Below are 17699 nucleotides of genomic sequence, written 5' to 3'. Positions count from 1 at the left end.
CATCTTTTTATTTCGATATCATATCAACCCACATCTTTATCGCAGTTCCTACAATTAAAGTAGACAATACATACTGCAAAACTTTTTGATTCACTCTCTTCCCTACTCTCACTCCAAGAGGAGCGGCAAATAAACTTGCTATCGCAACGATAAGAGCCGGAATAACAACTATTTGTCCAGTAATCACTTTCCCAGTAGTAATTCCTATCGAGGAAATAAAAGTAATAGCGATAGATGTTGCTATTGTTGTACGTATCGGTAGTTTTAAAACAACTAGCATAATCGGGACTAAAAGAAACGCACCACCAGCCCCAATAATGCCGGAAACACTTCCTACAATAAACGCTAGCAAACTAGCGATCCACTTATTGTACGTAATTCCTTCTGTCCCCTTACGATTGCTTCGCCTTGGTATAAACATCATAATAGCCGCAATAGTAGCTAGTAATGTGTAAACAACATTTACAGCATGCTCATTTAATAAATTCGCACTAAAGCTACCTACAAAGCTTCCTATTAATATACTAGCTCCCATATAAACAACTAACGTTTTATCCATATCGTTACTTTTCCTATACGCCCACGCGCCTGCAAAAGTTGCAAAGAATACTTGAATCGCTGTAATACCACTCACTTCATGTGATGTATATCCAGCAAATCCTAGCAATACTGGAATGTATAAGATCATCGGATAATTAATAATTGCACCGCCAATCCCAACCATTCCTGAAATAAACGATCCTATAAACCCAATAATAAAAAGTAGCACTGTTAAACTCATATTGTATCCCCCGCCTTCTAAAAAGAAGGTGATTTAAATAAATAAATTCACATTCCCATCCGAAGCATCTGCTAAATATACACCTACTCCTGCAAACTCTACCCCTTCCATAATCTCTTCCTCTTTTAACCCTAATAAATCTACTGTCATTTGACAAGCTACAAGCTTAACTCCCTGTTCTTTCGCCATATCAATTAAATCAGGCAAAGGCATCGCATTATGCTTCTTCATAATACCTTTAATCATCTTTGGTCCCATACCAGCAAAATTCATTTTTGATAATCCCATCTTATCAGCGCCGCGCGGCATCATTTTTCCAAACACTTTCTCTATAAACGTTTTCTTTACTTTCACATGCTCATCTTTCCTAAGGGCATTTAAACCCCAGAAAGTATGAAAAATAGTCACCTCATGATCGTACGCCGCTGCACCATTTGCAATAATATAAGCTGCCATCGCTTTATCATAATCTCCACTAAATAAAACAATCGTCGTTTTCTTCTGTTGTTCCATGGTGTCCTCCTCTTAATTACCTATAGGGGTATTTTAAAAATTGTAAAAAGGCTCCAATTATCTAGCTACACCCGATACTATTTTCCCCTTACAAAGCGTTCATACCGCCTGAAACATTTATAACGCGCTGAAATCCTAATTTCTTTAATACTTTTGCTGCTTGCTTACTTCTCATCCCGCTCTGACAAATAACAATTACTTCCTTATTTTTATCTAACTGATTTACTTTACTAGCTAACTCATTTAGCGGGATATTCTGAAATCCCTTCATATGATTTCCTCTATATTCACCTACTGTACGAACATCGATAAAGTGTTTTCCCTGTTTTCCCACTATACTCTTTAATTCTTTTCCATTTATATTTTGAACACCTTTCACCGGTAAAACACGTGAAATAACAAACCATGCAGCAAGTACAATGAAAAGCGTACTTAATATTGTATTCATATAACCACCCTCTCCGCATTTACAAAACTAGTTCTTCACTACGCCTTCTTAATCCAAAACTTCAGCACATCGTCTTCTATATTATGCTTTACTATTTCATGACCACCTGTTTTTGACCATGCTGGAATATCCTTAACTGACCCTTTATCCGTTACATGTACTTCTAACACTTCTCCAGATTGTAAAGTATCCATCGCTCTCTTCGTTCTTACAATCGGCATCGGACATGCTAAACCTTTCGCATCTAATACTTGTTTTATATTCATCATCTATACCTCCAGTTTGTTATTTTTATAATGAATCATGCACTGCACAGCGATTTGGACCAATCTCCATTTCACGCTCTTCTTCCACATTCGGATGAATTTTTCCCATATTCGTTTGACGAATTTCTTGATAAGCATTCGGCTGAGGTGGTAAATTCTCTGTCACAGTTTTACGAAACTCTATCTCATCGACAATATTTAATCCTATATTCTCCTTAAATAGATCTTGTAAATTCGCACTCACAATGCCTCGTTCATCCATTTCACTTACTTTTGAATAATGAGCTGGTAAAACGATTAACTCTTGAGACAGTTCCTTATAACGTTTGTATAACGTATTTCGTAAATCACTCACCCAATCTTCCGCCTTCCCAGCAAGATCGGGACGGCCAATTGAATCTACAAATAAAATATCTCCTGATAATAAATACGTCTCATCGATAATAAATGATGTACTCCCAATCGTATGCCCTGGTGAGTATAGTGCATCAATGTTAATTATGGTACCCCCCACCGTAATAACAGTGCCTTCTACTAGCGGTTCGTAAGAGAAAACAACTTCCTCCGCATCTTTTGGAGGTAACCAATACGTACCGCCTACTTTTTCAGCTAATTTACGTCCACCTGAAATATGATCTGCATGTAAATGTGTATCCATTACATTCGTAATAGTAGCTCCGTTCTCTTTTGCAAACTCTTCGTATGCTTTAATCGTTCTCACCGCATCAATGACTGCTGCTTCACCGTTTGAAACTACCATATAAGACAAGCATCCTTTTCCAAGACGATTAAATTGATATATACTTCCCCCGCCCTGTACATCCCCTACCTTTACCGGCTTCACATACTCACTCCAAGCTTTCATACCGCCAGCTAAATAATAAATATTATTGAAACCCTCATCTAACAATTGCTCTGCAACAAACTGAGAAGAACCCTCTTTCGCACATACAACTAAAATCTCTTTCTCCCTCGGTAATTCATCTACAATATGTTCTACACCATCTAATAAATCAAAATACGGTTTATTCAATGAAGAAATTTGTTTCCCTTCAATTTTCCATTCTTCATAATCCGCTTCATTCCGAACATCTAAAATAAATAACTCTCCGAATAAAACTTTCTCTGCAACATCTTTTGCTTGTAACATCTTAGCGACCATACAATTACCCCCATAGGTATATTTTCATTTAAAAAATTTTATTTTTCCATATTCCCTTGCCACTCTAACATACCTGGAATGACATTTTTCACATTTGAAAAACCTTTTTCTTTCAACGTTTGACAAGCTATATCACTACGATTACCAGTTCGGCAAACAACATAAATTTGCTTCGTCTGATCTAACGCTGCACTCTCTAATTCGCCTAACGGCACCGAAATTGCGGATGGAATATGACCAAAGGCGAATTCCGCCGCTTCACGAACATCTAATACAGTGCAATCTTCACCACTTAATAATATATCTTGCAATTTCCCATTCGTAATTGTATGAGGATATTTCACAACTTCATTCACTTCATGTTCGTGTGCTTTTCGTACATAATGCTTTAATATATCTCCCTCTTGTTTCGTTCCAATATATTGATGCCCTACTTTACTTGACCAACTTTGAATATCTAGCGTAGAACCTTTATCCGTCGCCTCTATTTCAATAACTTTCCCTGCTGCCAACCCTTCCATCGCCTTTTTCGTCTTCACAATTGGCATCGGACAAGCCAATCCTTTACAGTCTAAACTCGTATCAACTTTTATACTCATTGTCGATTCCTCCATAACTTATACACTTATACCTATATGGGTATATTAAAATGTTTTTAAAAATCTGTCAACACATACGTTTGACAGATTATCGGCTTTTTACAAGTAATTGAACAGCTTCTTTAATTAACTCTTCATTTGAGCCATTACCTGTTTCAAACTGCTCGCGCAAACATTGCTCTAAATTTGTTCCCACAACGAGTCCAATTGTACGATCTAGCGCAGAACGGGATGCAGTTAACTGTGTAATAACATCTCGGCAATCTTTTCCCTCTTCCATCATGCGAAGCACACCACGAACTTGACCTTCAATACGTTTCAATCTATTTTTCATATCTTGATTATATTCCACTGTAGACCACCTCCGTAATTATAACTATATTATACATTACTTTATAACTTTGTATAATATCATATACCCTGAAGGGTATATTGTAAAGCGGTTTGTTTTTTTGTCAAACCTTCTAGGGTATAGTAAAAATGCACTGCATTGTAGTCCATCTAATTTATTCTCTTTACCCTTTTCTAACTCTTAATCGACAGCCTTTACTGACTAATAATAATAAAGTTGTTTAATTTTGAGGGCGTGAATCCGCATTGCTACGTTGTTAAACTGTTCCATTTCAATAACAAAGTTGTTTAAAAATACGGTAGTGTATAGCTTATAATGAAGTGTAAACAAATACTGTTCGACTTATTAAATTATTTAAACTTTGAAATAGAAGATATAAGAATAGCCTACATTTTAAGGAATATAGGCTAAGCAATATAAGTTAATCTGTTATTAATTTTGAATAAATACTTAGATCAATAAACTTTTCATTAGATTTTTCACACTTTCTCATTGTCCCTTCGAATGTAAAGTTTAACTTTTGTAAGACTTTTATTGAATTAATGTTTTCAGATTCAACTTTTGCTTCTATTCTATTGAATTCTAAAGTACTAAACGCATAATCCATTAAAGAGAGAATGGCTTCTGGCGCATATCCCTTACCCCAAAAAGCTTTACTAATATCGTAACCAATTTCTGCTTTGGCGTTTTTGAAATCAAATGAATTATAACCACAAGAACCGATAATTTCATTTGATTCTAATTCAATTATCGAATAACGAATAGCTCTGTTTTCCCGAGATAGCTTATCAAGCATTTCAATCATATCTACCGCTTGGCTTTCATCAGTAAAACTATTGATATTCATAAATTTTGTAACTTCTGGATCAGACCAAATTGTAAACATGCTAGCTGAGTCTGATGCTTTCATTTTTCTTAAAACTAATCTTTCGGTTTGTAGTTCTGTAATCAATATTTTTACCTCCATTATGTTTTTATTTTGGGGTCAAGATATTGATATCTGCGCATAGTTCAGTCCCTTCGTGTTTCAAGATAATATTATTATAAAAGTTATAAAGGATGAAACAATAACTTTTATAAATTTGGTTATGTCACAGTTTATGATAACTGCATAATAAAGAAAAATGAAACGACCGTATTGTGATTTTTTAAACATCTTTAATTTTATTCTTATTTTCCGTTCGTTGAGAGCAATTATTTTTTAGTTGCTGTATTTCCCATTGCAATAGAAATTCTATTCCAACTGTTGATTTGATTGATTACCAAAACAAGGTCAACATATTGTTTCTCGTCATAGTGTTCACGTACTCGCTTATATAGGTCTTCAGGAACTCTTTTAGTAGGAATTAGAGTAATATGCTCAGATAGTTCAAGAGCAACTTTCTCTTCAGGTGTATAAAAATCACATTCATTCCAAGCATTCAAACAATAAATTCGTTGTTCGGTTTCACCCATCTTACGAGCATCGGATGTATGCATATCTATGCAGAAAGCACAACCGTTAATTTGAGAGACTCTAATCTTTATAAGTTCTCTAGTAATTCGATTAATTGTAGACTTCTTAGTGTACTTCTCCATATCCATCATAATTTTCATGCCATCAGGTGCAACATCATAGTAGGAAATTCTTTGACTCATAAGGCAAGACCTCCTTTAATTTTAAGATACTTATAATTATACCGTCACACGAACATTTGTGCTAATATTTTGTTTGTAAGGCATTCGAAATCAAAGAGAATTTCAGTTGTAGATAGTGTAATTAGTTGTTTCATGGTACGTAAATATCGCAAATGAGTATACGGACGCGATAAACGAGGTAATTTCATTTCTATTCCTAATTTTTTAGCAGTAGGATGAATGAACGAGCTCCAAGCTTCTACCACATAAGGCAATTTCCATGGTTTAACTTTAAGATGCGGGATAGGGCGTAATTCAAGTGGCATCCATTCTATTTCTACATCTTTTTCCTTTGCACCCCATCTAAAGGGGCAGTAGCTAAAAAACAAAATGGACAAATAAAATCAGAATAAACTCTAATTTTCACTGTCATATACATTCCTCACATTTCTTTTTATCCCATATTTGTAACTATACGAGCTTCAAACATGGGGATAATATGACTAATACAATATATCTACTACAAAAAATTCATTTCATTTACGAATGAAGTAACCCCTCGTTCCATTGTCATACTTCCTATAATCTCTTTGCAAAACTATAATCCATTTCTCCGCCTAATGCTTCAGCTGTATCACCAGTTTCTCTAAAATCATGTGTATAAATTTGTTCAAATAAACCGAAATCTACTTGCTTATAAAATTCGAAACAAGGGAATCCATCATGTTCTCCTTGAATATCGATACTGCCATTCTTTTTCACACATACAGTTAATAAATAGTCCACAGGAGGGGCATACACATTTAACGGATTACTAGCACTTGCACTCATTTTGAATTGCACACCCTCAGAATTCCACATAATATCGGAACACACAATATTTTCAGTACTCGCTTTTCCTGTTCTTTTATTCACCGAACCATCTGGATTTGTAACCTTCTCTGTCGTAATCCCCGTGTTCGCATATGAAAACACTTCTTCTTTATAAAAATCTACTACTACCTCTTGCTCAACTCTAGAGCGCATAGTATTTACCGCATGTGGTGTAAATTCACGTGAATCACCTTCGAATTGGATTACTTTTCCTGTTTGTGCATCCTTCCGCGGTTCTGTCCAAGACATTGGAATAAATACGTTGGCTCTAATTTTAACGATATTAGTCATAAGAAACACCTCTATAATATTATTTTAAATACTGCATACTATTGAATAAAACAGACCACAATTTCGCTCCCATAATCAATAGCTTTCGCTTTTACGTTTGCTACTTCCTTCTGAAAAATAGCGCTATATTTATATCTAGATTGTCGTTTTAAAGCTATATTCCATTTCTCCAGCTAGTGCTGCTGGGGTATCATCCGTTTCTCTGAAATCATGTGTATATATTAATTCAAATGAACCAAAGTCTATTTGTTTATAAAATTCATAGCAAGGGAAACCATCATGTACACCTTCAACGTGCACAGCGCCACTTTCATTAACCCGTATAGTCAAAAAATAATCTGCTGCAGGTGCTGCCGCGTTTAACGGATTACTTGCACTTGCTCTCATTTCAAATGAAACTTCATCTTCACTCCATACAATATTTGTACATGCAATGTTTTCTGTACTTGTTTCTCCTTTTTGATACTCAATTGAGTCATCTGGATTTGTAATCTTCACAGTGACGATACAAGCATCTGCATATGTGAAAATCTCTCTTTTATAAAAATCAATATTCACTTCTTGTTCTAATCTTGAACGCTTTGTGTTCACAGCGCATGGTGTAAACTCCCGTGCATCCCCAGCATATTCAAACACTCTTCCTGTTGCAGGATCCTGAATAGGTTTCAGCGAAGCATACGGTGCAAATACACTCCCTCTAATTTTAACGATATTAACCATGTGAAACCTCCATAATTCATTGATTTTATTTAGATAAATCATTATTTGTTCTATCACTAACATATAGTCAATTTGATTGACTATATCCTGTATAGTACAATGGATTTTACTTATAGTCAATTAAATTGACTATAAGTAAGGAGGTTATATACATGGAGCATCAAACATTTAACGAATTAGATCTCACTTCACTTTTATCATTATCCTTCAGCACATTAATTACTGAACTACATGACAAATTAAGTGAATTGGGATTTGAAGATATTAGGCCAGCGCATGGTTTTATGTTCAAACGCATCCTTCCTAATGGAGCAACCGGTATAGAACTAGCTGAATATTTAGGGGTCTCAAAACAAGCCATAAGTAAAATGGTAGATTCTCTTGAGAACAGTGGTTATGTCACGCGCCAAACGCATCCTACTGATAAAAGAGGTAAAATTATTGTTTTAACCGAGCGTGGTTTAGCAGTAATGAAAGCAAAAGAAGAAATAGTAGCTGAAATAGAACAACGATGGATTGCAAACATAGGTGCAGAACGAATGCAAATGCTTAAAGCCGATTTAACAACATTCGTTACTAAAGAAAATACAGGTAGGTTTTCATCAAGTATACGACCTGTTTGGTAAACAAAAAGTCTGTCAAAGTAACCAAAATCCATATAAAAAACGAATCCATTTTGATTAGTCTTTTTCAAAATGGATTCGTTTTCTACAGTTTTATTAAAATCATTGATTCCTTTAAATTTTGTTTTAAATATATGAGATATCATATTTTATGCATTATATAATTCCATAACTCTCTGCACGATCAACTCTGGCGTATTCTCCGCTGGCGGCATCAACAAATTTGTAACCGGCCCATACACGACAGGGTTTAATTCCACTTCATATCCACCATATGCATACTCCTCTTTTGTCGGTAAGTAACCAATATATCCATTCGTATAGCCACCAAAGAAAGCTAGTTCATTTTGAAGACTCTCTTTCATTTCTAAAGCAGTTTCTGAAAAAGGTTCCATCGGTATTCCAGAGAATATACCATCATTAATTTGAAACAGTTGAACTTCTAAATCAACACTTAACTGCCGAATACCTTGCTTATATTTCTCTAAAACGATAGTAAGCCATTCATCCGTATTCACACCCCACTGCCTCTCAGCTGAGCGAGCCATTCTTCGTATCTCATCAATTTCGGGCAGATCCTTCAATCTCATTTGCATCGTACTCGAAATCGTTCTTAAATTTACAATTGGGCTGTATGTAACTATTGGCAACATCGTTAATACATGTCCACTAAGTGTGTAAGCCATTTGTTTTAATGCTTCCCTTGAACCGCGATATTTCGCATTCACATTTCCAGCAGCACCTTGAACAATAACAACTGGACAATTTACTATTTTCTCCAGAATCTCTCTCGTCATTCCAGGATAATCCGCTGATAATACATCACTATCACCTTTTAAAACATTCGGATGCGCAGTACAAAATACTACAATCCCAGATAGCTCCTTCGTTTCAGCATCTCTTATTGCTAACATGCCAATTCGGTTATCTACAACACCCTCTATATTTGTTCCCATCTTTGCTCTTCCATCACATGTTCTCTCTCTTCGGTTTACCCCAATATCACCTGTCGTAACGCCCCAGCCAACTTCACATAACCGCATATTATTATTCGCAGTAATAACACCCTGCACTGCATTATTTAGTAAAATCGTTTTATACGACTTTATTAAAGGATGATCACCAACTGTTTCCGGACCAGAGTGTGTATGTGTATAAACAACTGTTATTCGCTCAACTGGCACATGAAGCTCACTAGCTACTCGTTCACGAATAATATTCGTATCGTCTACTATCATCCCAATATTATCAATACTTATAAACACAGTCTTCATTTCATCTTTTTCAAATACAAAGATTGTCCCATAAATACGCTCTTCAATATTATTTATTCCTGTCTCTCTATAATATCCGACAAAATCAATACCTACAGGAGGCGTAATATCCACCTTGCATACCCCTATTTTGCTCATTTGAATTGCTCCATTTCTATATATAACTCCCTTTCTTCAAGAATAGCATATTTAATTCTGTTCCAAATTAAAAAGAACGGGCATAGAATTCTATGTCCGTTCTTTTCTTCACACATACTTCCGATGCACCATCTTCCCATCATAAGAAAACACAACGCCCTTACTCTCCACAATCGACTCCATATGCACCGTTCTTCCCCATAACTGATGAAGATACGGTAATACCTTTTCTAAGTATTTTAAATCGAGCTCAATTCCTTCGTAACTATGTTTAATGTACAATTCCCCATTCTTTAAGTAATCTCCATCTTCCACTACTAAGTACGGGAAACCTCCATTTGTACGCATATTTACGAGTTGATCTCGTACTTGTTCCCACTCTTTATCAATTACTTTATATTCTTTACCTTGGCGCTGGAATAAGTACATATCTTCTCTCATTACGAGTTCTTTATTTAAGTAGTTTCTTAGGAATGATACGTCCCATTCAATTTCTCGTACTTCAAACATTTTCTCACGACCAGAGCCTGGCTTCACACCGCGCCTTTTCATTTCTTCTGTCGGATTGTTATAGCGTTCTTCAATATCTTCAAACATTTTAATACCGAGGTAGTATGGATTAATACTTGTTTTTGATGGCTGTACGACACCTGCATTTAATTTCGCAAATTCAATTGCTTCACCAGATGTTAAGTCCATTTCACGAAGTATGCGTTGATGCCAGTAGGAAGCCCAGCCTTCATTCATGATCTTCGTTTCAAGCTGTGGCCAGAAATATAACATTTCCTCGCGCATCATCGTTAATATGTCGCGCTGCCAATCTTCTAGCTCACGGCTGTATTCTTCAATAAAGAGGAGTAAATCTTTTTCTGGTTGCGGAGGGATTTTCTTCTTTTTATGCATATTAGGTCTTTCCCTCTTTTTGTTTCGATCATCTAAATTCCATAAATCATCGTACTGTGATATCTTTTTCTTTTCAACATCCTCTTCTAAATCTTCAATACTCCATGCAAGTTTCGGGCGCATAAGTGATGGATCTATATGTTCTTGAATGGCAAGTACTGCATCCAAGAACGTTTCTACCTCTGCTTTTCCGTACTTATGCTCATATGCTTTCACACGATCCGCTGTTGCAGCCATACTTTCTACCATGTCTCGCTTCGTATTCGAAAAACGAATATTATTTTTGAAGAAGTCACAGTGCGCTAAAACGTGCGCCACGATTAGTTTATTTTGAATTAAAGAATTCGTATCTAATAAAAAGGCGTAACATGGATCAGAGTTAATAACGAGTTCATAAATTTTACTAAGTCCTAAATCGTATTGTAATTTCATTCTGAAAAATTGCTTTCCAAAACTCCAATGTGAAAACCTCGTCGGCATCCCATATGCACCAAATGTATAAATAATTTCCGCTGGACATACTTCATAACGCATCGGATAAAAATCAAGCCCAAATCCAGTCGCAATTTCCGTAATTTCCGCAATCGCATATTGCAATGCTTTATCTTCACTTGCTCTCATTATTTTCCCTCCTTACACTTTCCCTTAAGAAAGTGTATGATGGGGAACAAGCTTTCATGAGGATTGATTACATAATAAAAAGACACCCTCGTAAAAAACGAGAATGCCTTCCAAATTAACCCTCAATAATCTCCATCTTCTCCGTAATCGGCGTACGAGCTTTTCCTTCTGGTGCTTTATCGAAATAGCCGATGTGAAGAATTCCAATGATGCGTTGACCTCTTGTTAAACCGATTCCTTCTATAAATAGTGGATTATAGTTTAATCCACCTGATTTCCAAACACATCCTAAGCCGCGCTCCCAAGCAAGTAATTGGAAGTTTTGCATAAATGCACATGTTGCAGCGTAATCTTCGTCACGTGGAATTTGACGCGGATCTTCATTCATATATACAACGATTTGTGCAGGTGTGTTTAAGAAACGGTCAGATAAAATTTTGCCGCGTTTCACTCTTTCTTCTTCTGTGAAAGAGTTTAATACTGCGTCTACTAATTTCTGACGGCCTTCTCCAATGTATAATTTACAATTCCATGGTTCACGATTTTTATGATTCGGTGCCCATGTTGCGTCGTTTAATAGTTCAATTAATAGCTCTTTGTCTACTGCTTTATCTGTAAATGTACGAACAGAACGTCTTTCTTTAATCACATTTGCGATGGAAGTATATGTAGTCATATTTTTCTCTCCCTTATTTTTATCTATATGTATAAGTTTGTTATTGATATTGATTTTCAATTTCGATTATAACCTAGTTTTTCACTATTAATCAATGTTTTATGTTGGAAAACTTATAAAAACTCCTTTTTATACTGTGAATAAAAAAACTTAACTTGTTCACAAGTTTTTCACATTTTATGGAAATGATATGTGTAAGTTTTCCACATTATCCATCTAGGAGGAGTTTACATGTATAAGAAAATCGCAGTAAGTATGACTATGGCAGCATTATTATGCGGGGTGTCTGTTTTCCCTGCTTCCGCTGCCTCGCCAAAAGAAGTAACAATGCATCATCATAAACCAATCTCAGAGGAAGAAATGCAGTCTCTCGAAAAACTCGGCTATAACAAACATGAAATTTGGAAAGCTGCCCACATTGCAAGAATCAGTAAAAAGGAAATTAAAGACGTTTTAGCTTACTATAAGCAAAATAAATCTTGGGAGAAAACAGCACAGCATTTCGGTGTAGATCCAAGTAAATTGAAAAAGCATCATATGAATAAAGAAACGAAAAAAGCACTACTGCAAGAATTAGCAAATATGCAAAAGTCCACACCAGATGGACTAAAACAAAAAATGAAAGAGTATAATATCAGCTTACGTCAGCTCACGGTATTAACAATCATCGCTCAAAAAAGTAATACTTCTCTCGATGATGTACTGAAAATGAAAAAAGATGGGATGGATATTAAACAAATTGCGGAAAAATTAAATGTTAAAAAAGAAGATATACGGGCAGAAATGATTAAATTAGTGAAGTCTATTAAAGAAAAGAAAACAAATTAGCCTGCCAAAAAGGAAGAGATATTCAATACTCTTCCTTTTCTTTATCCCGCTATTTGTGGGTAGTAAAACTCCCACCTCAAAATTCGGCTGGAGCAAAGAAGTTAGGTGGGAGATCAACTGCCCGTAAACGCCCGATTGGTGAGGGCTAATAATCAGTGGGGGATGAACAAAACCCCCACTGATTAAAGTTTCACTTTATGAACTTTCAATTTTCAAGTATAAATTCCCGTCTTTCCCAAAAACTAACACGAGTAAATGATGTAGGTAAGGGGTGAGAAAATGTTTCTTTCGTCTAAAAAGAATACAAAAACAATCTGTTCCATTCCAGAATTTATCCAAACTATGAAAGGGTCTAGTGATTTCGTTTCTTATAACATCGTAGAAGATGGGACGTTATGTTTGTTTTATTATAAATCTACAGCCGAATCACTCCTCATTAATCGATTCATTTTAACACCTATAAAAAGAGAATTAGATCACATTGAAAATATAAGCGATATAGCAAATATCGTCACACTCGAGGAGATTATCACCGCCCCTTCTATTGATGATATTCGTGAAAAATTATTAAGTGGGTATGTACTTGTTCAGCTAAAAAATGATTCTCAAATCGCAGAATATGCACTTATTCGTGCTGAAAGTTCAGTTTTAGGTACACGATTATATAACGATACAGAAAATGAATATAGTGTCATCGGTCCAAAAGTTGGATTTGTTGAAAATATTGATACAAATATACACTTACTTCGCCGGAATATTGTAACGGAGCAATTAGTTTTCAAACAAGTTGTAGTTGGCTCTATATCAAAAACAAAAGTCGTAGTTGCTTACATCGAAGGCATTACGAATGAACAGCACGTTAATACTGCAATGCAGCGCCTACAAGACATTGACTTTGATGTTCCTTTCGATGCGACTATGATTGAACAGTTTATTAGTGATAACAGTAACTCTCCCTTCCCTGTTTTACTCCCTACAGAGCGTTTAGATCGCTCCGTTTATGCATTATTGAATGGAGGAGTTGTCATTTTAACAGACGGTTCACCATATGCATTAGCTGGACCAGCGACATTACTCGATTTCTTCGTCTCTCCAGAAGATTATTATTTACCATGGATAGCAGGCTCATTTCTTCGAATGGTTCGCTTTTTCGGAGCAGCATTCTCGCTATTTTCATCAGCTATTTATACAGCTGTATTAACGTATCACTATCAAATGATTCCTGCGGATTTACTAGGTCCGATTATTTTTTCAAGAGCTAATGTACCCTTTCCGCCCATTTTAGAAGCACTTTTTTTAGAAATCACAATCGAATTGCTCCGTGAAGCTGGAGCACGATTACCGACAAAAGTTGGACAAACAATCGGTATCGTTGGTGGGATTGTAATTGGCCAAGCATCTGTTCAAGCTGCTTTAACAAGTACAATTTTATTAATTGCGGTCGCTTTATCAGCACTTGCTTCTTTTACAACACCAACTGTAAAAATGTCTTCTACTATCCGGATACTACGATTTCCGCTTATTCTTTTAGCTGGTGCATTTGGGGGCTTAGGTCTCATTGTAGGATTCGTATTCATATTAGCTCATTTAATTCGTTTAAAATCACTTGGATCGCCTTATTTATTACCTTTATATCCATTTCGCGGTTTAGGGACAGCGGAAGGCTTTCTACGCTTACCATTTAGCCAAACTGCACAGCGTGCTTCTGTTCTAAGACCAAAAAAGAAATGGCGCTATGATCCAAACAAAGCGAAAGAAAAACATGATGGTGAGGAGAAATGAAAAATATTTTATTATGCTTTTCCATTATCATTTTAATTTTCCAATCAGGCTGTACACAACCAAATATAGTAGACACACAGCGAATTATTCATGTAGGTGGATTTGATATAACGAAAGATAAAAAATTTCGCGGGACAATTCTCTATCCAGATTATACAAAGGGCGTACAATCTAAACCAGAAACTCAGTCAACTACTGCAAGTACACTTGAAACAATCTCTTCACAGCTAAACGCCAAATCGCCACATACGATCGCTGTAGGTCAAATGCGTGTTGTCTTATTTGGAAAAGCATTTGGTGAACGTGGAATTGGGGATGTTATTAACAACTTACAACGTGACCCTAACATTGGCCGAGACGTACAGCTAGCACTTGTAGACGGATCAACAGAAGAACTTCTCAAGCATGTTAAAACAAATGGATCGCTCTATCTTGCTGATTTACTTGAGCAAAATATAGAAACTGAAACAATTCCTCGGACCGCTTTAAATATTTTTTTGTATAACTTTTACTCATCAGGAGGCGATCCCTTTCTTCCCTATATTGAAGTTGACGAAGACAAATCAGCTTCTATTAAAGGCATCGCTTTTTTAAAAAAAGATAAAGTGGCTATGTATACAGATAAAAAAGGCTCTTTTTTATTAAAATTACTCATTAATCCAACTAAAAATGGACGTTACGAAGTTCCGATACGTCAAGGTAAACATAAAGGATTAATCGCTACTCAAAACTTATCTGGAAAAAGTGTCTGTGACGTTTCTCAAAACGGTAGTCTTCCAAAAGTTCACATCCACTTAAAACTAAATGGACTCATAAAAAACACTCCTGATTGGCTTGATTTATCTAAAAAGGAGAATATAACTTACGTAAAAAAACATGTAGAAAAAACAATTGAAAAACATTTAAACGAATTAATAAAACAATTCCAAGAAAAAGATATTGATCCAGTAGGTATACGTGAAGAAATTCGTAGTCACTCGAGAAAATGGAGTATGAAACAAATTCAAGAAATGTACCCTAGCGTAGACGTTGCGGTTAATGTGCAAGTTAATATCGTACAATCTGGTATCGGAGAATAGTGAGGTGTTACAATGGCTGAGCAAAATAAAACAATGACTGTTTCCCCTTATTTCACATTTCTTTTATTACACTCTCTTCAAATTGGAGTAGGCGTGTTAGGATACCAACGAGTTATTGCACAATATGCTGGTTATGATGCTTGGATTTCCCTTATTGTTGCGGGTGTCTTAACTCATATCGTACTGTTTTGTATGTTAAAAATGTTAGAAAAAGACAATGATTTGATGACCATTCATACGACATGTTTCGGAAAATGGATTGGAACCTTTTTCTCTATGTGCTTTGCCACATATCTTCTCTTATTTTGCCTTACTGTGCTTCGTACATATATTGAAGTCATTCAAGTTTGGGTTTTTCCTACAATTAAGCCATGGAAATTAACATTATTATTTTTACTCGTGACGTATTACGTAATAAAAGGCGGCTTCCGCTCTGTAACAGGAATGTGTTTTTGGGGCGTCATAATACCGATTTTCGTACTATTCTTCTTAGTTTTCCCTATGAAATACGCACATGTCCGTAATATTTTACCTATTTTCACCCATTCACCTGCAGACATTCTATATTCAGCGAAAGCATCTGCATTAGAGTTTCTTGGATTTGAAGCAATCCTTATCTTTTACCCACTTATTAAAAAGGGAAAATCACTACATAAATGGGCACATGGCGGGATTGCTTTCACAACTATTTTATATGTAGTACTAGCAATCGTTTCCCTTATGTACTATAGTCAGGGCCAACTGCATCATACAATTTGGCCTACTTTAACAATGCTAAAAATTATTAAAGTCCCATTCATTCAGCGATTTGAATACATTATTATTTTCTTATGGTTTCTTATTATTTTACCTAATCTTTGTTTAACGATTTGGTCCGCTTGTCGTATTAGTAAATACTCTTTTCACATACCATTTAACATTACATTGCCATTGTTTATCGCGACTATATTTATTTCATCTTTGTTTTTCACAAACAGGGAAAGCATCAATACATTAAATACCGTACTTTCTCAGGCCGGCTTATATATTGTATACGCTTATATTCCAATCTTATTTCTATTCCATTCACTACGATGGCGCTTCAAAAATCAGTCAAAAAAATCTTCACCCGACACACCATGATATTTGATACAATTTGATTAATACATTTGTAAAGGGGACAAGCCTATGAAGAAATATGTATTTTCTTTACTTGTAGTACTGAGCTTAATTCTTACTGGATGCGGGAGTACTGGTACAAATGAAAAAAAATCTTCTGAATCAAAAGAAGAGCATGACCATGCATCACATACTCAGCAAGCTGACATTCAAGAAAAGACAAAAGGGGTCGACACACTTCCAACCTTCCTAGACAAGCTCGATCCACAAATGAAAGACATCTACACTGTCGCTGGACAAAATGCTGAACTACTGGATTGGATTCCTTGTTACTGCGGTTGTGGTGAAAGTGTAGGACATAAAAATAATAAAAATTGCTTTATTCGTGAAATCAAAAAGAATGGTGAAGTTGTTTGGGATTCCCATGCAACAACTTGTGTAAATTGCTTAGAAATCGCAGTTGAATCTGCTTCGATGAAACAAAAAGGAAAATCAACGCTTGAAATTCGTAATTATATTGATAATAAATACAAAGAAGGATATGGGAAACCAACACCTACGCCAATGCCAAAAGCTTAAAAAACGAGGAGACTCCTCGTTTTTTTCTTTTCATTCACTTTTTTTCTTAACAAATTCTTTCAAGTGTATTTCTCCTCGCTTGTCACACACTATATATAACTCCTCAGTAAGGAGGGTACACAGTGCAAACATATAACGACTATGACAAAGCTCTCTATTACACGTATTGCTGTAATTGGGATAAACTACTCGTTTTAATGGTTCAAACGAATGACCAACTATTTTCTAAGCGTATTGAACACTTTTTACACGCTTATCAATACAGTAAAGAATTACCAGAAGTTGACAAACAATTGCAACTCCTATTTCAATATATTGACCATGCATCCCAGAAGTCACATGTAGAAGAAGTAGTAGAGCAAATTCAAATGTAAAATATAGCGCTATTCTCTCTTAGAGAATGGCGCTTTTTTGAACATTTTTATATCAATAAAAGTTTCCTTTTACAAAACTTTTATTGATAAACATATTTTCTC

21 protein-coding genes and 1 pseudogene are annotated in these 17699 nt (G+C 35.6%); 7 read left to right on the top strand and 15 right to left on the bottom strand.

What is annotated here, in order from left to right; translation table 11 throughout:
- Nucleotides 1-7: 7 nt before the first annotated feature.
- From MHB76_RS03935 to MHB76_RS03880, 12 genes and pseudogenes are all read right to left on the bottom strand, one after another.
- Entirely contained in the window at nucleotides 8-781 is a 774-nt protein-coding gene (locus tag MHB76_RS03935) for a sulfite exporter TauE/SafE family protein (RefSeq protein WP_078174052.1), read from the bottom strand.
- Between the two features lie 33 nt (nucleotides 782-814).
- Nucleotides 815-1294 carry a DsrE/DsrF/DrsH-like family protein gene (locus MHB76_RS03930; protein ID WP_078174053.1) on the bottom strand — a complete coding sequence of 160 codons (480 nt, stop codon included), beginning with the start codon at nucleotides 1292-1294 and terminating at the stop codon, nucleotides 815-817.
- Between the two features lie 88 nt (nucleotides 1295-1382).
- Nucleotides 1383-1742, bottom strand: coding sequence for a rhodanese-like domain-containing protein (locus MHB76_RS03925; RefSeq protein WP_078174054.1), 360 nt, complete (start codon nucleotides 1740-1742; stop codon nucleotides 1383-1385).
- A 38-nt stretch (nucleotides 1743-1780) separates the two neighbouring features.
- On the bottom strand, nucleotides 1781-2011 hold the full coding sequence (locus tag MHB76_RS03920) for a sulfurtransferase TusA family protein (protein WP_002150428.1): 231 nt from the start codon (nucleotides 2009-2011) through the stop codon (nucleotides 1781-1783).
- A 22-nt stretch (nucleotides 2012-2033) separates the two neighbouring features.
- Nucleotides 2034-3170, bottom strand: a complete 1137-nt coding sequence (locus MHB76_RS03915; protein ID WP_340985718.1) for an MBL fold metallo-hydrolase — start codon at nucleotides 3168-3170, stop codon at nucleotides 2034-2036.
- A gap of 38 nt (nucleotides 3171-3208) precedes the next feature.
- Nucleotides 3209-3769 carry a sulfurtransferase TusA family protein gene (locus MHB76_RS03910; protein ID WP_078174056.1) on the bottom strand — a complete coding sequence of 187 codons (561 nt, stop codon included), beginning with the start codon at nucleotides 3767-3769 and terminating at the stop codon, nucleotides 3209-3211.
- Nucleotides 3770-3857: 88 nt separating this feature from the next.
- A complete protein-coding gene (locus MHB76_RS03905) occupies nucleotides 3858-4121 on the bottom strand; it encodes a metal-sensitive transcriptional regulator (RefSeq protein WP_000456201.1) in 264 nt (87 codons plus the stop codon).
- Between the two features lie 421 nt (nucleotides 4122-4542).
- On the bottom strand, nucleotides 4543-5073 hold the full coding sequence (locus MHB76_RS03900; protein WP_002159200.1) for a GNAT family N-acetyltransferase: 531 nt from the start codon (nucleotides 5071-5073) through the stop codon (nucleotides 4543-4545).
- A 242-nt stretch (nucleotides 5074-5315) separates the two neighbouring features.
- Complete coding sequence (locus MHB76_RS03895) at nucleotides 5316-5759, bottom strand: carboxymuconolactone decarboxylase family protein (RefSeq protein ID WP_002010721.1); 444 nt, start codon at nucleotides 5757-5759, stop codon at nucleotides 5316-5318.
- 143 nt (nucleotides 5760-5902) lie between these two features.
- Nucleotides 5903-6171 (bottom strand): annotated as a pseudogene (locus MHB76_RS03890) (DsbA family oxidoreductase); the annotation flags it as partial.
- 146 nt (nucleotides 6172-6317) lie between these two features.
- Nucleotides 6318-6902, bottom strand: coding sequence for a DUF3238 domain-containing protein (locus MHB76_RS03885; RefSeq protein ID WP_078174057.1), 585 nt, complete (start codon nucleotides 6900-6902; stop codon nucleotides 6318-6320).
- Nucleotides 6903-7037: 135 nt separating this feature from the next.
- Nucleotides 7038-7622 carry a DUF3238 domain-containing protein gene (locus MHB76_RS03880; protein WP_199709856.1) on the bottom strand — a complete coding sequence of 195 codons (585 nt, stop codon included), beginning with the start codon at nucleotides 7620-7622 and terminating at the stop codon, nucleotides 7038-7040.
- Nucleotides 7623-7774: 152 nt separating this feature from the next.
- Here MHB76_RS03880 and MHB76_RS03875 point away from each other — a divergent pair, with 152 nt between their 5' ends.
- Nucleotides 7775-8248 (top strand): MarR family winged helix-turn-helix transcriptional regulator, encoded by a 474-nt coding sequence (locus MHB76_RS03875; protein WP_078174058.1) that lies wholly within the window; start codon nucleotides 7775-7777, stop codon nucleotides 8246-8248.
- 146 nt (nucleotides 8249-8394) lie between these two features.
- On the opposite strand, the gene MHB76_RS03870 is transcribed toward MHB76_RS03875, so the two are convergent.
- The 3 genes from MHB76_RS03870 to MHB76_RS03860 all read right to left on the bottom strand — a co-directional run bounded on the left by MHB76_RS03870 (nucleotide 8395) and on the right by MHB76_RS03860 (nucleotide 11857).
- The gene (locus MHB76_RS03870) at nucleotides 8395-9657 is read right to left on the bottom strand and encodes a neutral/alkaline non-lysosomal ceramidase N-terminal domain-containing protein (protein ID WP_078174059.1); all 1263 of its coding nucleotides are present in this window, start codon (nucleotides 9655-9657) and stop codon (nucleotides 8395-8397) included.
- A gap of 108 nt (nucleotides 9658-9765) precedes the next feature.
- Nucleotides 9766-11181, bottom strand: a complete 1416-nt coding sequence (gene spoVR / locus MHB76_RS03865; RefSeq protein ID WP_078174060.1) for a stage V sporulation protein SpoVR — start codon at nucleotides 11179-11181, stop codon at nucleotides 9766-9768.
- Nucleotides 11182-11296: 115 nt separating this feature from the next.
- Entirely contained in the window at nucleotides 11297-11857 is a 561-nt protein-coding gene (locus MHB76_RS03860) for a nitroreductase family protein (RefSeq protein ID WP_078174061.1), read from the bottom strand.
- A gap of 231 nt (nucleotides 11858-12088) precedes the next feature.
- Between MHB76_RS03860 and MHB76_RS03855 the strand changes: the two genes are divergently transcribed.
- From MHB76_RS03855 to MHB76_RS03830, 6 genes are all read left to right on the top strand, one after another.
- On the top strand, nucleotides 12089-12685 hold the full coding sequence (locus MHB76_RS03855; protein ID WP_078174062.1) for a hypothetical protein: 597 nt from the start codon (nucleotides 12089-12091) through the stop codon (nucleotides 12683-12685).
- Nucleotides 12686-12964: 279 nt separating this feature from the next.
- The gene (locus MHB76_RS03850; protein WP_078174063.1) at nucleotides 12965-14467 is read left to right on the top strand and encodes a spore germination protein; all 1503 of its coding nucleotides are present in this window, start codon (nucleotides 12965-12967) and stop codon (nucleotides 14465-14467) included.
- On the top strand, nucleotides 14464-15546 hold the full coding sequence (gene gerYC / locus MHB76_RS03845) for a spore germination protein GerYC (protein WP_078174064.1): 1083 nt from the start codon (nucleotides 14464-14466) through the stop codon (nucleotides 15544-15546). The genes MHB76_RS03850 and gerYC overlap by 4 nt, the downstream gene beginning before the upstream one ends.
- 12 nt (nucleotides 15547-15558) lie before the next feature.
- Nucleotides 15559-16668 (top strand): GerAB/ArcD/ProY family transporter, encoded by a 1110-nt coding sequence (locus tag MHB76_RS03840; RefSeq protein WP_078174065.1) that lies wholly within the window; start codon nucleotides 15559-15561, stop codon nucleotides 16666-16668.
- A gap of 45 nt (nucleotides 16669-16713) precedes the next feature.
- Nucleotides 16714-17223, top strand: coding sequence for a PCYCGC motif-containing (lipo)protein (locus MHB76_RS03835; protein ID WP_002203372.1), 510 nt, complete (start codon nucleotides 16714-16716; stop codon nucleotides 17221-17223).
- Nucleotides 17224-17345: 122 nt separating this feature from the next.
- The gene (locus tag MHB76_RS03830; protein ID WP_002150460.1) at nucleotides 17346-17597 is read left to right on the top strand and encodes a YhdB family protein; all 252 of its coding nucleotides are present in this window, start codon (nucleotides 17346-17348) and stop codon (nucleotides 17595-17597) included.
- The last annotated feature ends 102 nt before the right edge of the window (nucleotides 17598-17699 follow it).

This window comes from Bacillus sp. FSL M7-1345 (assembly GCF_038006985.1).
Taxonomy (GTDB): Bacteria; Bacillota; Bacilli; order Bacillales; family Bacillaceae_G; genus Bacillus_A; species Bacillus_A cereus_U.
The sequence above is the reverse complement of the archived record's forward strand: the minus strand, read 5'-3'. Positions and strand labels throughout refer to the sequence as shown.

Coding starts and splice junctions, on each gene's coding strand:
- MHB76_RS03935 (WP_078174052.1), bottom strand. CDS start 781: ATGAGTTTAACAGTGCTACTTTTTATTATTGGGTTTATAGGATCGTTT.
- MHB76_RS03930 (WP_078174053.1), bottom strand. CDS start 1,294: ATGGAACAACAGAAGAAAACGACGATTGTTTTATTTAGTGGAGATTAT.
- MHB76_RS03925 (WP_078174054.1), bottom strand. CDS start 1,742: ATGAATACAATATTAAGTACGCTTTTCATTGTACTTGCTGCATGGTTT.
- MHB76_RS03920 (WP_002150428.1), bottom strand. CDS start 2,011: ATGATGAATATAAAACAAGTATTAGATGCGAAAGGTTTAGCATGTCCG.
- MHB76_RS03915 (WP_340985718.1), bottom strand. CDS start 3,170: ATGGTCGCTAAGATGTTACAAGCAAAAGATGTTGCAGAGAAAGTTTTA.
- MHB76_RS03910 (WP_078174056.1), bottom strand. CDS start 3,769: ATGAGTATAAAAGTTGATACGAGTTTAGACTGTAAAGGATTGGCTTGT.
- MHB76_RS03895 (WP_002010721.1), bottom strand. CDS start 5,759: ATGAGTCAAAGAATTTCCTACTATGATGTTGCACCTGATGGCATGAAA.
- MHB76_RS03885 (WP_078174057.1), bottom strand. CDS start 6,902: ATGACTAATATCGTTAAAATTAGAGCCAACGTATTTATTCCAATGTCT.
- MHB76_RS03880 (WP_199709856.1), bottom strand. CDS start 7,622: ATGGTTAATATCGTTAAAATTAGAGGGAGTGTATTTGCACCGTATGCT.
- MHB76_RS03875 (WP_078174058.1), top strand. CDS start 7,775: ATGGAGCATCAAACATTTAACGAATTAGATCTCACTTCACTTTTATCA.
- MHB76_RS03870 (WP_078174059.1), bottom strand. CDS start 9,657: ATGAGCAAAATAGGGGTATGCAAGGTGGATATTACGCCTCCTGTAGGT.
- spoVR (WP_078174060.1), bottom strand. CDS start 11,181: ATGAGAGCAAGTGAAGATAAAGCATTGCAATATGCGATTGCGGAAATT.
- MHB76_RS03860 (WP_078174061.1), bottom strand. CDS start 11,857: ATGACTACATATACTTCCATCGCAAATGTGATTAAAGAAAGACGTTCT.
- MHB76_RS03855 (WP_078174062.1), top strand. CDS start 12,089: ATGTATAAGAAAATCGCAGTAAGTATGACTATGGCAGCATTATTATGC.
- MHB76_RS03850 (WP_078174063.1), top strand. CDS start 12,965: ATGTTTCTTTCGTCTAAAAAGAATACAAAAACAATCTGTTCCATTCCA.
- gerYC (WP_078174064.1), top strand. CDS start 14,464: ATGAAAAATATTTTATTATGCTTTTCCATTATCATTTTAATTTTCCAA.
- MHB76_RS03840 (WP_078174065.1), top strand. CDS start 15,559: ATGGCTGAGCAAAATAAAACAATGACTGTTTCCCCTTATTTCACATTT.
- MHB76_RS03835 (WP_002203372.1), top strand. CDS start 16,714: ATGAAGAAATATGTATTTTCTTTACTTGTAGTACTGAGCTTAATTCTT.